This is a genomic window from Pseudobutyrivibrio xylanivorans DSM 14809, from assembly GCF_900141825.1.
GTDB lineage: Bacteria > Bacillota > Clostridia > Lachnospirales > Lachnospiraceae > Pseudobutyrivibrio > Pseudobutyrivibrio xylanivorans.
In genome coordinates this window covers 15,140-29,989 of record NZ_FQYQ01000018.1, presented here as the reverse complement: position 1 = coordinate 29,989, position 14,850 = coordinate 15,140, and the positions used below count along the sequence as shown (strand labels likewise).

Genomic DNA, 14,850 nt, shown 5'->3' with positions numbered 1-14,850 from the left:
CTGGCGGGGCCCCCCTATCTCCTAACCCTGTAATCCTCTTGCCTGTCTATCCATATCTTCTACTACGATATCGTAAATTTCGCCAAGACTACGGCAATACTCTAATACCTTCCATGGCTCGTTTGTATGATAGTGAATCTTAATAAGCTCCTCATCACCTACTGCAAGAAGACAATCTCCCTTGAAGTTCTCTGTGATGTAATCGTTGATTGCATCCTCATCAAGGTCCTCTCCCTCAATAAGAAGCTGAGTATCATATCTAAATTCAATTGACTGCTCTGGTAACATATTTTTGTCCTCCATATAATCATTTTTAACAGCTATAATTTAACATAGTTTCTATAAAAAAGGTAGTAAGTTTATTCTAACCTTATTCAGACTTTAATAATGCATAAGCTCTGAGCACCTCACCTACAGACCAGGCCTGTGCATAGCAACCGCGGCCATAGTGTGGTTCATCTCCATCAAAAATCTCGCTGATAGAACCGATGCAATTGTTCACAAGGTGCTTCTCTACTGGCTCAAAAAATGCTTTTGCTTCCTCGATAGATTGTGGGCTACCGCCGCCAACCTTTAAATAGCTTTCTATAAATGCACCAAGTAAAAATCCCCAGGCTGTACCCTGATGATAAGCATGGTCGCGCTTTTCTAGGGCTCCCTTATAAATTCCAATATACTGTGGGTCGTCCACATCAAGAGAACGAAGTCCTACACCAACATAAAGTCTCTCCTTGACCACTCGAACAACCGACTTTTCCTTTTCAGGGTCAAGCATTGTAAATGGAAGGCTGACTGCAAAAATTTGATTTGGTCGAAGACTGGCATCCTTGAAATCATCACTTACTACATCATATAGATAACCGCCCTCTTCATACCAGAATTCCTCGTTAAATGCTTCCTTTACCCACATAGCAAGCTGACTACAGCCGCCTGCGTAGGCAAGATAATTCTCTGGTTTGTTATGGGTACGACGAGCGATTCCTCTAGAAATCTCATCCATAGTCATCAACGCATTGTACCAAAGCGCATTAATCTCAACAGGCTTGCCGTGACGAGGTGTGACAACCTCATCATTAATGCGCACATCCATCCAGGTTACCTGATCAAGACCAGAACCTGCACGCATAAGAGCATCATCATCCATTCCTATTGAGAACAATGTTCCCTTGCGATAGGCTCCCATAATTTCCTGAAGTCCTGGATAGATTTCCTCTTCCACAAACTTCCATGCATCATCCGTATCTACGTATTTCAGATAATTGTAAACTGCGTAGAAATACCAAAGAGAAGCATCTGCTGTGTTGTAGAGCGGATCCTTTCCATCATCTGGGAACATATTAGGAACCAAACCGTTCTTAATGTATTTTGAAAATGACTTAAGAATCGACTTTGCCTCTTCAAACCTTCCTGTTTCAAGGCAAAGACCTGTGAAAGCAATCATAGTATCACGGCCCCAGTCTGTGAACCAAGGATACCCTGCCATGATTGTCTTTTCACCTGTTGATTTTCTGTCTACGATAAACTGATCTGCTGCAACTGTAAGAAGCTGGGCAAGCTCATCCTCATCAGAGAACTCCGCTTTTTCAATTAAATCAGCAACACGCTTTTTAGCTTTTTCTATCTCAATGAAAGCTGTATCTTTTCCAATAGCTGGAAGCTTTTCAAAGGCGCCTCGCTTCTTGCCAACGTTTTCTCTTATATCAACAGTACAAACAAAGGAGCATTTTGACACTCCTCCTGCTTCAACCTCCATAACGAAATCGTATGGCTTAAGGTGACAATCAAGACCATCAGCCTCGTTATCCAGTTCGAACTGAAGCTCCATGTTTTCATCATAGATGTTGTTGCGCTTGACCATCTCGCAGCCTGCACTCAGAAGAGAAATACGTATATTCGAATGACCAACTGGCTTGTAGAAGAAGCCAACATTTCCGCTGGCCTCATCCCTTACCTCCTGGAATACTTCCTCTGGAAGCTCCCAACGTAAATCGTCGACTGTCATGTGCTGGCCATGCTCTCTAAAATTCATTAGAGGTGTGATAACCACCCCAGCGGCTGGACCATTATTCTCTAACGTATATGCGATAACACACTGATTCTTACCATACACTAATGAAATGGTTTTGGTGAGGCGCATGCCACCTGCCTCGTAAACATAAGTGATGGTGCCGTCATATTTGAAATATTTCAAATGCATATTGCCCTGATTGAATTCGCTTGTGTATGGGCCTTTATGCTGGGCCGTAGTCAAATCGTAGATTCTGCTACCGCACACTAATCTCTCGTTAGTCTTAGAAAATACAAGGTATCTGTCCACCGGTGGACGAAGGCTGGCAATCAAATAGCCCTGATGGGTACGCATGTGCGCACCAATAATGGTGCTTCCAGCATAGCCACCAAGGCCATTTGTTAAGAGCCACTCCCTGTAAAGATTAGCTTTATAATTATTTAACTTGTCAAAAACATATTCAAAATTCATTACAATTCTCCATTTCGTCATAATCCCCAACGAATTAATTGTAACGATTTTGCCCTTAAATGACCACCCCTATATTAAATAAGAGAAGCTACACATTCCTCTACCTTCTTCATGTCTGCTGTAGGCTCAAAACGTGCTACAACATTACCCTGACGATCGATGATGAATTTAGTGAAGTTCCACTTGATTTCTGGGTTGTTCTTATAGTCCTTATCAATCTTCTTAAGCATTACTCCCATAGCAAGAGCTGCAGGTCCCTTACCGAAGCCCTCAAAGCCCTTCTGAGACTTAAGATATTTGAATAACTCAGTAGCATTCTCGCCATTAACATCAGTCTTCTTCATCTGTGGGAACTGTGTATTGTAGTTAAGCTGGCAGAACTCGTGAATCTCCTCATCATTTCCAGGTGTCTGACCTGCAAACTGATTACAAGGAACATCAACTACCTCGAAACCCTTATCATGATAGGTCTCATAGATACGCTCGATATCCTTGTAGTGAGGTGTGAAGCCACAGCCTGTAGCTGTATTAACCACCATAACAACCTTGCCCTCAAACTCTTTCATTGAAAGCATTTCGCCATTTGTCTGCTCAACTGATAAATCATAGAATCCCATTGTGTAATCCTCCATTCTTTTAAAAATATATTTTTCGTTTAGATTAATTGTGTGCAATTGATTTTATAGTTGAATTGTACGCAATTAAATTTTGTTTGTCAACACCTTTTTTGAAATTATTATTGATTGAGGTCTAATATCAACATCTGTTAAAATAATTATAGTATATTTATATTTGGGGAGGGTAATTAATGTATAAGTCTTTTTATTCTAGGAGGATTGTCTTAAATCTTCTTCTATCAGCGTTTGTTATCACACTATTGATGGGGTTCATTCCCGGAAATTCAATATATGCAAGAGCTGCATCTTACTCTATTTCAGAGGCAAATGGTACACTTTTGTCCTGCAACGGTACAGAAGTGTTTGCTGACGCAGATCCATCTACATATGTAACTACATTGACAGCCAATAATCCTGTGCTTGTAACAGGACTAACCAGCAATGGCTATTGGCGAGTAGATATAGGGGGTACACCTTTTTATATTTCTCAACAGGCACTTTCCATGCAACCAAATACTACAGCTTATAAGCTAACATCAATGGATGCAAAAGCCGCTTTGGTCATGAACCTTAGCAACGGTAAACCACTCTACTCTCAGGGAGCCACTGACAGATTAGAGCCAGCCAGCACCACAAAAATGATGACCGCACTGCTTACCATTGAAGCCATTGAGTCTGGACAGATTGCACTAGAAACTCCTGTAATGGTTTCTGCCGAATCAATCAAAGGCATGCCTAGTGATGCAAGCCATGTCACACCTCGTATCCAGACGGGAGAAGTTTTTAACGTAGATCAGCTGCTGACAGCCATGATGGTCAGCTCAGATTGCCACTCATGTAATGTTTTGGCTGAATTGGTTGCTGGCTCTGTTCCAAATTTTGTGGCTATGATGAATGCAAGGGCTGCTCAGCTAGGCTGCGTCGATACAAATTTCACTAACCCATCAGGCTATCCAGATAAAAAAATGTATACCAACGCTTACAGTCTGTATTTAATTGCTGCCAACGGAATTCAGCATCCTCTATTTAATAAGTATTTCAATGTTACTAAAGCAGTGTTACCAGCCACTAATCTCTGCCCTACTGTCAGAGTTCTTGAAAACACAGATTCATTAATCAATCCCGCAAGCGGATATTACAATCCATATGTAATAGGAGGAAAAACTGGAACTGCAAACAGAGCTGGTCAATGTCTTGTGTGCGTAGCAAAACAAAATGAAAAATCTGTTATTTCCGTTGTCTTAGGGGCCAAAAATCGAACAATGTTTGATGGTAGCACAGTCTCGATGAGATACTACGAAACCAATCGATTAATTAATATGGGCTTCCAAAACTATTATTTGTGAAAAAGCAACTAAAAACTTAAACGTTTAATATGAATAATATGTAAAAAACTTCCAAAATGACATACATTTTTCACATAAAAGACCGATAATACACTTAGGTGATAGATTTATGTAGAAAGGGAGTGTTTTCCATGATTAAAAATCTCAAGAAAATTAACTCAATAGCTCTGGTAATTCTCCTCTTTGTGGCATTTAGTCTGTCCGCCATCACTGCACAGGCCAAACAGCGCATTATCGTAATTGACCCCGGGTGTCAGGCTATTGAAAATAATCAAAAGGAATCAATCGGACCAGGGGCCTGGAAGCGAGTTTCCGAAGATATGGTTGGTGCAACAGGTGTTACTACTGGAAACAAAGAGTATGACGTTAATTTGCAAATAGCTTTAAAGGTCAATGAGCTGCTTGGTGACAACTACAAAGTCGAGCTTACACGCAAATCTAATGATGTGGATATGTCTAATTCAGACAGAGCCATGATTGCAAATACTCTTAAGGCAGACCTTTATATCAGCATCCATGCAAGTAACCCTAATGATGCTTCAAAAGGAATTACCGTTATTTGCCAGACTAAAGATAATCCTTATAGCTTAACAAACTATAGTAACAGCCGTTTGCTTGCGGATACTTTACTTGGCAGTCTTGCAGACAAAACTGGTGCTGAAAGCTATAAAGTTCTCGAATCAGATAAATTAATGGGAATCAACTGGTGCACAGTTCCAAATGCAATTGTAAATGTTGGAAACCTGAATAATCAACAGGATGATGAAAGGCTTGCAGAGGAAGATTATCAGCAAAAAATCGCCGAAGGAATTGTAGCTGGTATCGATAGCTATTTTTCACAGAAATAAATCTTAATGAAGTTACAGGAGGTGGCTTATCAGCCATCTCCTTTTTATTGCCAACATACGAAAAAGCCACCCGCTACCCCGTTCGGTAACGAATGGCTTAATCTATTATTAGTGGTACCATTATATAACTTCACGTATTTCTATTTGTGAAGAAACTGAGTATAAAATGAGAAAAAAGTCTTAATTCTGTCCGTAGTATGCATTTGCGCCGTGCTTACGGTTGAAGTGCTTGTCGCGGATGCAATCTGGAGCTGGCTTAACCTGTGGATTAACCTGCTCTGTGAAGAGAGCCATCTTAGCAACCTCTTCAAGTACAACTGCGTTGTATACGGCCTGGTCTGCATCCTTGCCCCATGTAAATGGGCCGTGGTTCTTGCAGATAACTCCTGGCACGTACTTTGTATTAATTCCTCTGTCCTCAAAGGTCTCGATGATTACCTTGCCAGTGTTTACCTCGTATGCCTCATCGATTTCCTTTTCTGTAAGATTTCTTGTGCATGGAATTGTTCCGCAGAAATAATCTGCATGTGTTGTTCCATAAAGTGGAATATCTCTGCCAGCCTGTGCCCATGCTACTGCATAAGTAGAATGAGTGTGGACAACTCCACCGATATTCTCGTATTTCTTGTATAACTCGCAGTGAGTAGCTGTATCAGAGCTTGGTCTATATTTGCCCTCAACAACTTCACCATCAAGATTTACAAGAACCATATCCTCTGGCTTTAAATCTTCGTACTCAACGCCTGATGGCTTAATTGCAAAGATTCCAGATTCTCTGTCGATACCTGAAACATTTCCCCAAGTGTATGTAACTAGGCCACGCTTAGGAAGCTCCATGTTAGCCTCGTATACCTGTTTTTTAAGTTCTTCTAACATATCATTATCTCCAATTTTCTACAGCTGCCGACTCAGCTTTAAGTCCTTTACGATATTCTGCAATCCACTCGTCGTAACCCTTTACCATCTCTGGATCTGGCTCCATTGTAGTAGACTCCTGTCCTGCGAATACCTTCTCATCAAGGTAGCTCTGAAGCTTCTGTGATTTGTCATCACGGATGCAGTAATTTGCAAGTACTGCCATACCCCAGGCACCACCTTCACCAGCTGTTGCCATAACAGTGATAGGTGCATTAAGTGCTGCTGCAAGTACTGACTGTCCAACGCCTTTTGTCTTGAAGAATCCACCATGTCCTGTAATAGATTTGATGTTAACCTTCTCCTGCTTTAAGAGAATGTCATTACCAATCTTAAGAACACCGAGAGCTCCATAAAGATTTGAACGCATAAAGTTTGCAAGTGTAAACTTAGCATCTGGCTGACGAACAACCATTGGACGGCCTTCGTTCACACCAACTACTGGCTCGCCACCGAAGTAGTTGTATGATAATACTCCGCCGCAGTTAGCATCCTCTGTAAGAGCCTTGCGATAAAGAGTACCGTAAATATCATTCATTGAAATATCTACACCAAATGCATCAGCGAACTCCTTGAAGATACCAATCCAAGAGTTAAGATCTGATGTACAGTTGTTGCAGTGAACCATAGCTACTGCCTCACCTGTAGGTGTTGTTACCATATCGATTTCCTCGTATGGCTTTGAAAGAGCCTTTTCCAATACAACCATAGAGAATACTGATGTACCAGCTGATACATTACCTGTACCAACAGAAACAGCGTTTGTAGCAACCATACCTGTACCTGCATCACCTTCTGGTGGAGCAAGTGGGCATCCTGGCTCAAGCTCTCCTGTAGGATCAAGAAGCTTTGCACCTTCTGCTGTAAGAGTACCAGCATCATCACCTGCTACAAGAACCTCTGGAAGAAGATCCTCAACCTTTGTGCTAACACCGTGTGCTGCAGCAAGCTTGTTGAACTTCTCAAGCATAGCCTTGTCATACTGGCATGTTGTTGAGTCGATTGGGAACATACCTGATGCTTCGCCAACACCAGCCACCTTGCGGCCTGTCATCTTGTAGTGCACGTACACTGCAAGTGTCATGAAATAAGCTACATTTGGTACATGTGGCTCCTTATTTAAAATACACTGATAGTAGTGTGAAATGCTCCAGCGCTGTGGCATGTTGAAATTGAGCTCCCTAGAAAGCTCTGTAGCAGCCTCGCCTGTGATTGTATTTCTCCAGGTTCTAAATGGAACTAAAAGATTATCATCTTTATCAAATGCAAGATAACCATGCATCATAGCTGAGAATCCGATTGCACCCAGCTTTTTAAGCTTAACATCATACTTATCGCTAACATCCTTTTTAAGCTTAGCATAGCAATCCTGAACACCTTCCCATACCTCTTCAAGTGGATATGTCCAGATGCCGTTATCTAGGTGGTTCTCCCACTCATGGTCACCCTGAGCAAGAACCTTATTGTCCTCGTCAACTAAAACCGCCTTAATACGTGTTGATCCGAACTCAATACCGAGAGCAGTTTTCTTGCCCTCTGCGATAATCTCATTAATATTCATAAATTATTTCCCCCAATAATTTAATTTTTTACTCTCCGAAAACTGCAATGTAATCCTTCTGGAACTTCTCAATACCTGCAGTTGTAAGTGGATGATTAATCATTGTCTCGATTACAGAGTATGGTACTGTTGCAATGTGAGCACCTGCAAGTGCGCAGTCTGTAACGTGAATTGGGTTACGAACTGATGCAGCAATAATCTCTGTCTCGTATCCATAGATATCAAAGATCTCTGCGATATCACGGATAAGATCAATACCTGCCATGTTAATGTCATCAAGTCTGCCAAGGAATGGTGATACATATGTTGCTCCAGCATTTGCAGCAAGGATTGCCTGGTTTGCTGAGAAGATAAGTGTAACATTTGTCTTGATGCCCTCAGCTGAAAGAACCTTTACTGCCTTAAGACCTTCTGCTGTCATAGGAATCTTTACAACCATGTTTGGATGCATAGCAGCAATCTCACGACCCTCCTTAATCATACCTTCAGCATCAACTGTAGTAGCCTTAACCTCTCCTGAGATAGGTCCATCAACGATTGAAGCGATTTCCTTAAGGATATCTTCCTGAGCACGTCCACCCTCTTTAGCGATAAGTGATGGGTTTGTTGTTACTCCGCAGATTACTCCAAGATCATTTGCCTTCTTAATGTCCTCAATTTTTCCAGTGTCAACGAATAACTTCATTTCTTTTTCTCCTTCTTTTTACCTGCTCAAATACTTGAGCCATATTTTTAATCAATTGTGGTTATGCTAGTAATTCTATTACTACGTTAAAAGCTCCACAATCAAATTAATGACTAACTAATGGCAAGATTTTTACTTTCCATATACGAGACTTCCAAGTGCAAGGTCGCGCTTAAAGTCACGAATCTTTGTATCAGCATCAATGTAAACTGCCTCAATTCCCATAGCTGCGGCCCAGTCTCCCATCTGCTCAGCAGTAAGATCATATGTAAATGCTGTGTGATGTGCACCACCTGCAAGAAGCCATGCTTCTGTGCCTGTATAGAAATCTGGCTGTGGTGTCCAGAAGTTGATAGCTGTAGGAAGCTTTGGAAGTGGCTTCTCAACCTTCTTACAATCAACATCCTGAATGATGAGACGGAAACGATTTCCTAAATCGATAAGTGATGTAGCAATACCCTTGCCTTCCTTTGACTGGAATACAAGACGTGCTGGATCCTCACGATTTCCCATTGAAAGTGGCTGGCACTTGATCTGAATTGGGCCGTCTGAAATAGTTGGGCAAATTTCAAGCATGTGAGCCTGAATGATGCCTTCCTTGCCCTTTACAAGATTGTATGTGTAATCCTCAAGCATTGAAGTACCCTTAGCATCCTTCATGCCTGTAGTCATTATCTTCATAAGACGAACCATAGCTGCAACTTTCCAGTCACCCTCTGCACCGAAACCATAGCCCTTCTCCATAAGTCTCTGTATAGCAAGACCAGGAAGCTGCTGTAATGCGCCAAGGTCACCGAAGTGAGTTACGATTGCCTGATAGTTCTTTTCCTCAAGGAATCTCTCAAAGCCAAGCTCAATCTGAGCCTGAACAGCTACATGTCTTCTGAACTCCTCAGGATTACGTCCCTCGAGACAAATATCGTATTTACCATAATACTCATCTACAAGTGCATTTATATCTGACTGAGAAACTGCTGCAACTGCCTCTGCGATTTCATTTACTGGATAAGCATCTACTTCCCAGCCAAACTTAAGCTGAGCCTCTACCTTATCACCTTCTGTAACTGCAACGTTACGCATGTTGTCAGCAATTCTCATAACACGAATATGGCTGGATTCTACAACACCGATTGCTGTACGCATCCAAGATGCAAGCTTCTCCTGTACCTCTGCATCCTGCCAATATCCAACTATTGTCTTTCTCTCAACGCCCATTCTTGAAAGGATATGAGCATACTCTCTATCTCCGTGAGCAGCCTGATTCTCATTCATGAAATCCATATCCATTGTCTCGTATGGAATCTCACGATTGTACTGTGTGTGAAGATGGCAAAGTGGCTTTCTAAGCTCCTGATGACCAAGTATCCAAGACTTTGCTGGAGAGAATGTGTGCATCCATGTGATTACACCAGCACATGTTGGGTCATTGTTGGCCTCGTTAAATGTACGTCTGATTACCTCATTTGTAATCATTGTTGGCTTCCATACTACTTCAAATGGAAGTACTCCTGATTTGTTAAGACACTCAACGATTTCCTTTGAGTGTGCTGCTACGTGTGATAAGCACTCATCACCGTAGAGATCCTGCGAACCTGTGCAGAACCAGAACTTGTAGTTAAGCTGTGTTTTCATAAAATTATCCTCCAATACTTATTATACCGATGGAAGAACTGCCATTAAAAATTGCCTAAAGGCAATGGGCAGTTCTGGATATTAAGGCATCTTCCCTAAAGGGTCCCTCCTTAATATATGTTCTACAAAAAAGAATACAACTTGTACACCTTTGCTTACAAGTTGTATTCTCTTTATCCACATTCTCAGTAAATTCAATTAGTATAAACAGTGTACAAGTTAGTTTTCAAGTGTACAAGCACGCCTCAAAGAGAAGCCTATAAAGTACTTTTTCTTTCCACAAGCTCCGGTGTCAGCAAAATGTGAGCCTCTTTTCTGCTTACATTTCCTTCTATAAGTCCAATCAAAGTCTCAGCTGCCATACGCCCCATATCCTCCTGTGGATGAGATACAGTGGTAATCCCCCTGCCTTTGGCAAGAAGAGAATTATCAAAACCAGTAACTGAAATATCATGCGGCACCTGTCGACCAATACCAGTCAGCCCCTTTATAACATCTGCTGCAATTTCATCATTATAGCAAACCACAGCATGACAGCTGATACCACTCTCCAGAATATGTATCATTCCCTCTAATGGGCGCATTGTTCTATCCTTCGTGTGATACCAAACCACTAAATCCGGATTGTAAGGAATCCCTGCCTCGGTGAGAGCCTTAACATATCCCTTATGGCGAAATATTCCCTGCATATCATCAGCCTTAAAAATTCCTGCAATATTCTTATGGCCCAGCTTTATCAAATGTTCTGTAATAAGCCTTCCGCCCTCTACATCATCAAGCATAACGTGTGGCCTGTCCAGCATAGCCTCATAACATCCCTGTATAAATACGTAAGGAATTCCCATGGAATCCATCTGTTCATAAAGTACCTGATGTTGACAGCTAATAGCGCTTTGGCTTGGCTCAATAATCATTCCATCGATATTCTTTGACAGAAGCTCCTCCATACACCACGCCTCTCCCTTGCGGGAATTGTTGGTGGTTTTCAAGAGAATACTATATCCTCTTTCTGACAGCACTTTATTGATTCCTTGAATAACCCTAGGAAAAATATAATCGGACATATAAGTTGTAACAACAGCAATATTTTTACTGTTGCCACGCTTTTTCAATTGCGGTGCCACAAAGGTACCACTTCCCTGTTTTGAATAAAGGTATCCTTCACTAACAAGAACCGATAGTGCATGCCTCACCGTCTGACGAGTCACATCATACTTTAGAGCCAGCTGATTCTCAGAGGGAATCTTCTCATTAACAGAATAAGCCCCTAGATTAATCTGTTTCTTTATATCATTTACTATAAACTCATACTTTGTAGAAACCATATTTCCCCTTGAAAATGAATTCATTTTTTCTTTAATAAAATTATCTTATCAAAGGCTTATTCTCCTCTCAAGCAAAAAGAGCCAAGGAAATTTTATTCCTTAGCTCTAAAAAACATTATAATTTAATGCTTCCCCAAGAATTTGCTCTCCATTTAAGCTCTCCTTGGATATGCTCTCTTTCGATGGTTACATCAAGTCCTCTTACACAATCCAAATCAACACCATCGTCATAAGGGTTAAGCACATACACAGTATAGAAAGTTTGATATGTGCCTGGCTGAATTTTGGATAAATCTACAACTACTTCAAATTCACCTTCATCTCCAGGCATTCCATTAACTACATTATCAAAAACCTGTGTTGCAAATGGATGATCAGTATCTGACATAAACTCAACTCTAATTCCAGCTTTCTGTACTTCTTTTATGTTTTTGTACTTAATTAATATACGCATTTTATCATCCGTAAATACGTTATTATCCTTGTCAGGATACTCGGCCCATGTCAATCTCACATCATCTCTCTGCAACCAGCCTGGTCTCATGTATCCTGCATAATCTGAAGTGGTTTCAGTTTTAACATCAACGCCATTATACTTTTTTACAGCCTCCTCTACAGATCCATCGAAAGCAAGTTTGCCATGCTGAAGAACAATACATCTATCGCATAGATTGTGAACAGTCTCCATGTTGTGACTAACATATAGAATTGTCCTCCCCTCAGTCTTTGCGATTTCACGCATTTTATCAAGACATTTATGCTGGAACTTAATATCTCCAACAGCCAATACTTCATCCATTATCATAATATCTGAGTCAAGATGCGCAGCCACTGAAAATGCCAGCTTTACGTACATTCCTGATGAATATCTCTTTACAGGAGTGTCTATGAATTCCTGACACTCTGAGAACTCTATAATGGAATCAAGCTTTGCATCAATTTCCTGACGACGCATCCCCAGGATTGAACCATTAAGATAAATATTCTCACGTCCAGTCAATTCTGGATGAAATCCCGTACCAACCTCAAGCATACTTGATACCTTGCCATCAATATAAATACGCCCTCTTGAAGGTGAAGTAATACGGGATATCAGCTTTAATAGTGTAGATTTTCCTGCACCATTTGAACCAATTAAACCTACACATTCACCGCGACGAATCTCCAGGGAAACATCATCCAAGGCAGTAAAAACCTTATTATGAACCTGCAATTCGTCATCAGCACCTTTTTTATTTTTCCTTCTTTGCCGCAAAGCATCTTTTAAGGTCTCTCCGGTAACAGTTCCCAGAATATAATCTTTACCTACGTTTTCAATTTTTAAAACTACATCATTATTTGTCAAAATTGTTTCCTCTAATATGAACATTAGCCCATTTTTTACCATACTTGGTATTTCTAATAGAATCCAGCTGTTTATCTAAATCCTTATCACTAAGATTCTTAAGCTTATATTCAATATGAAATCCTATTAGACTCTCAAAGAAGCTCTTGAAATCTTTGTTCAATGGCTTGTTGTATAATTTACATTTTTCATAAATGTATTCACCCAAGTTATAAAGTTTTAATAACATGGTCTCCTGAGATATCCGGTTAACAAGTGAACCTGGTGTAATTCTATAAAAATAAAGCATATCGCACAGCTGAAACACTGCTCTCACATGAAGCATATACTCAAGAGTAAAGCACAAATCTTCTGCAAAAACTTTTTTAGTATCCACGAATCTTATTTTGTATTCATCAATAATGCTTTTTTTATATATTCTTCCCCATGCTTCCCAGCCATCTTTATAAACACTCAGCCTGGTACTAATATAACAACTTAAGTCTTGGGCATTAATAAAACGATGTCCGGTATTTTCATTTGTATAAATAATCTTTTCACCTATATTTCCATTTATGTCAATTCTTCTAATATTATACGAGTACAGTTGAGCATCATACTCGGATTTAGCATCTTCAAGCTTCTCAAAGAACTTATCAGAAATCATGTCATCGCTATCCACAAAGACAATCCATTTGCCCTTTGCAACGTCAAGACCTGCATTCCTTGCAGAAGAAAGACCACCGTTTTCCTTATGAATAACCGTACATAACCCTTCATATTCTTTTGCAAATGCATCACAAATAATTCCTGAGTGATCTTTGCTTCCATCATCCACCAGGATAATTTCATAATCCTTAAAACTTTGATGTGCAACAGAATTAAGGCATTCTTTCAAATATGCTTCTGTGTTATAAATCGGTATTATTACACTATATTCCATCAACTCAACCTATAAATAACTCAAGAAAATAGTTTCTCTATTTCAGCTGCTCTCTTATAAAAATCAATGATTTCTTTTCTTTCTGAAATCTTGTTTTTGTAGTAACTGCGAAGTTCGGGATTTTCCAAAACCCTTCTCATATTGTTGTAAATTCCATCCACATCTATTGGCATAACAATGCCGTATTCGCTATCTCCCAACAGTTCTCTAACACCAGAGCAATCTGTTAAAAGCATTGGAATATCAAGAATTGCTGCTTCCTGACTTACCAACGAATATCCTTCAAAAATAGAACTTGAAATAAACCAATCTGCAATAGCCATATATTTATAAGGATTACTTCTTCCACCTATAAACTTGCAGCTCTTTACGCCAGTCTCTTTCAGTGCAATTTGTATTTTTTCATACTCGTCTCCCCACTTTTCTTTGGCGCCAACCACTATAATCTCAAATTTGTAGCCTTCATCTTCAAGCTTTTTAGCTGCTTCAATAAGAAGTGTGTAGCCTTTTTGCATATTAAGTCTACCTACAGACACAAATCTAACTGGACGATCTTTTTCAGGAAGCTTCATTGATTCAATATCTGTTACTTGTTCCTTGGATTTCTTCAATACAATATCCACATTAATTGGATTATATTTAACAACAAGATTTCCAGGGTCTCCAATCACATCACAGATACCTTTTTTCACATTCTGTGCAACACAAATTATATTGTCATACTGCTGCATTGCCTTAACTTCGTTTTCTTCATTTCCAAAAATATAATTTGAGGAATGATAATTATTATAATCAGTGTGATGCCACGCGAATTTTACTGGAATCTTATATCTAACACCTCTCCAAAGTGGCCAACCATCCTTCATGCATAATAAGACATCAAATCTCATAGCGTTTACCATTAACTCTACAATGGCCCTATACGGTTTTCTTATCCAGAACCAAAACCCCCGCTCAGCATTAGGCTTTATAATTCCCTTAGATAAACTTAAATATTTTACATCTTTTGGATAGTACTCGTAAAAGCGCTTATCATAATCAAACGTCATGATGGTAATATCGTACTTTTCATGCCAAGCCCACACCAAATCATACATGAGCTTTTCGACACCGCCACCGCCTAAAAGTATATCGTTTGTAACAAGTAGTTTTTTCTTCATAGTGCTCCTATACAT

Annotated in this window: 13 protein-coding genes; 2 read left to right on the top strand and 11 right to left on the bottom strand. The window is 40.0% G+C overall.

All coding sequences use genetic code 11. The annotated features are described in order from the left end of the window. Window positions 1-21 precede the first annotated feature (21 nt). From BUA88_RS11745 to BUA88_RS11735, 3 genes are all read right to left on the bottom strand, one after another. Window positions 22-288, bottom strand: a complete 267-nt coding sequence (locus BUA88_RS11745; protein ID WP_072918264.1) for a kinase to dihydroxyacetone kinase — start codon at window positions 286-288, stop codon at window positions 22-24. Window positions 289-370: 82 nt separating this feature from the next. Then, complete coding sequence (locus tag BUA88_RS11740; protein ID WP_072918261.1) at window positions 371-2,479, bottom strand: amylo-alpha-1,6-glucosidase; 2,109 nt, start codon at window positions 2,477-2,479, stop codon at window positions 371-373. 74 nt (window positions 2,480-2,553) lie between these two features. Continuing rightward, entirely contained in the window at window positions 2,554-3,096 is a 543-nt protein-coding gene (locus BUA88_RS11735) for a glutathione peroxidase (protein WP_072918259.1), read from the bottom strand. A gap of 191 nt (window positions 3,097-3,287) precedes the next feature. Here BUA88_RS11735 and BUA88_RS11730 point away from each other — a divergent pair, with 191 nt between their 5' ends. Then, a complete protein-coding gene (locus BUA88_RS11730; protein ID WP_072918256.1) occupies window positions 3,288-4,442 on the top strand; it encodes a D-alanyl-D-alanine carboxypeptidase family protein in 1,155 nt (384 codons plus the stop codon). A 131-nt stretch (window positions 4,443-4,573) separates the two neighbouring features. Continuing rightward, the gene (locus BUA88_RS11725; protein WP_072918254.1) at window positions 4,574-5,290 is read left to right on the top strand and encodes an N-acetylmuramoyl-L-alanine amidase family protein; all 717 of its coding nucleotides are present in this window, start codon (window positions 4,574-4,576) and stop codon (window positions 5,288-5,290) included. A gap of 180 nt (window positions 5,291-5,470) precedes the next feature. Here BUA88_RS11725 and BUA88_RS11720 read toward each other — a convergent pair whose 3' ends face one another. From BUA88_RS11720 to BUA88_RS11685, 8 genes are all read right to left on the bottom strand, one after another. Beyond that, complete coding sequence (locus BUA88_RS11720; RefSeq protein WP_072918251.1) at window positions 5,471-6,166, bottom strand: L-ribulose-5-phosphate 4-epimerase; 696 nt, start codon at window positions 6,164-6,166, stop codon at window positions 5,471-5,473. A gap of 4 nt (window positions 6,167-6,170) precedes the next feature. Then, window positions 6,171-7,766, bottom strand: a complete 1,596-nt coding sequence (locus tag BUA88_RS11715; RefSeq protein WP_072918248.1) for a xylulokinase — start codon at window positions 7,764-7,766, stop codon at window positions 6,171-6,173. 28 nt (window positions 7,767-7,794) lie between these two features. Then, window positions 7,795-8,451 (bottom strand): fructose-6-phosphate aldolase, encoded by a 657-nt coding sequence (fsa, locus tag BUA88_RS11710; RefSeq protein ID WP_028248532.1) that lies wholly within the window; start codon window positions 8,449-8,451, stop codon window positions 7,795-7,797. A gap of 132 nt (window positions 8,452-8,583) precedes the next feature. Then, window positions 8,584-10,083: an L-arabinose isomerase gene (gene araA / locus BUA88_RS11705; protein WP_072918245.1), complete on the bottom strand. Its 1,500-nt coding sequence runs from the start codon at window positions 10,081-10,083 to the stop codon at window positions 8,584-8,586. 257 nt (window positions 10,084-10,340) lie between these two features. Beyond that, entirely contained in the window at window positions 10,341-11,408 is a 1,068-nt protein-coding gene (locus BUA88_RS11700; protein WP_072918242.1) for a GntR family transcriptional regulator, read from the bottom strand. A 115-nt stretch (window positions 11,409-11,523) separates the two neighbouring features. Further along, window positions 11,524-12,753, bottom strand: coding sequence for an ABC transporter ATP-binding protein (locus tag BUA88_RS11695; protein ID WP_242939615.1), 1,230 nt, complete (start codon window positions 12,751-12,753; stop codon window positions 11,524-11,526). Then, window positions 12,743-13,675 (bottom strand): glycosyltransferase family 2 protein, encoded by a 933-nt coding sequence (locus BUA88_RS11690; RefSeq protein WP_072918239.1) that lies wholly within the window; start codon window positions 13,673-13,675, stop codon window positions 12,743-12,745. Before BUA88_RS11690 ends, BUA88_RS11695 begins: the two co-directional genes overlap by 11 nt. Before the next feature lie 20 nt (window positions 13,676-13,695). Continuing rightward, window positions 13,696-14,835: a glycosyltransferase gene (locus tag BUA88_RS11685; RefSeq protein ID WP_072918236.1), complete on the bottom strand. Its 1,140-nt coding sequence runs from the start codon at window positions 14,833-14,835 to the stop codon at window positions 13,696-13,698. Between the last annotated feature and the right edge of the window lie 15 nt (window positions 14,836-14,850).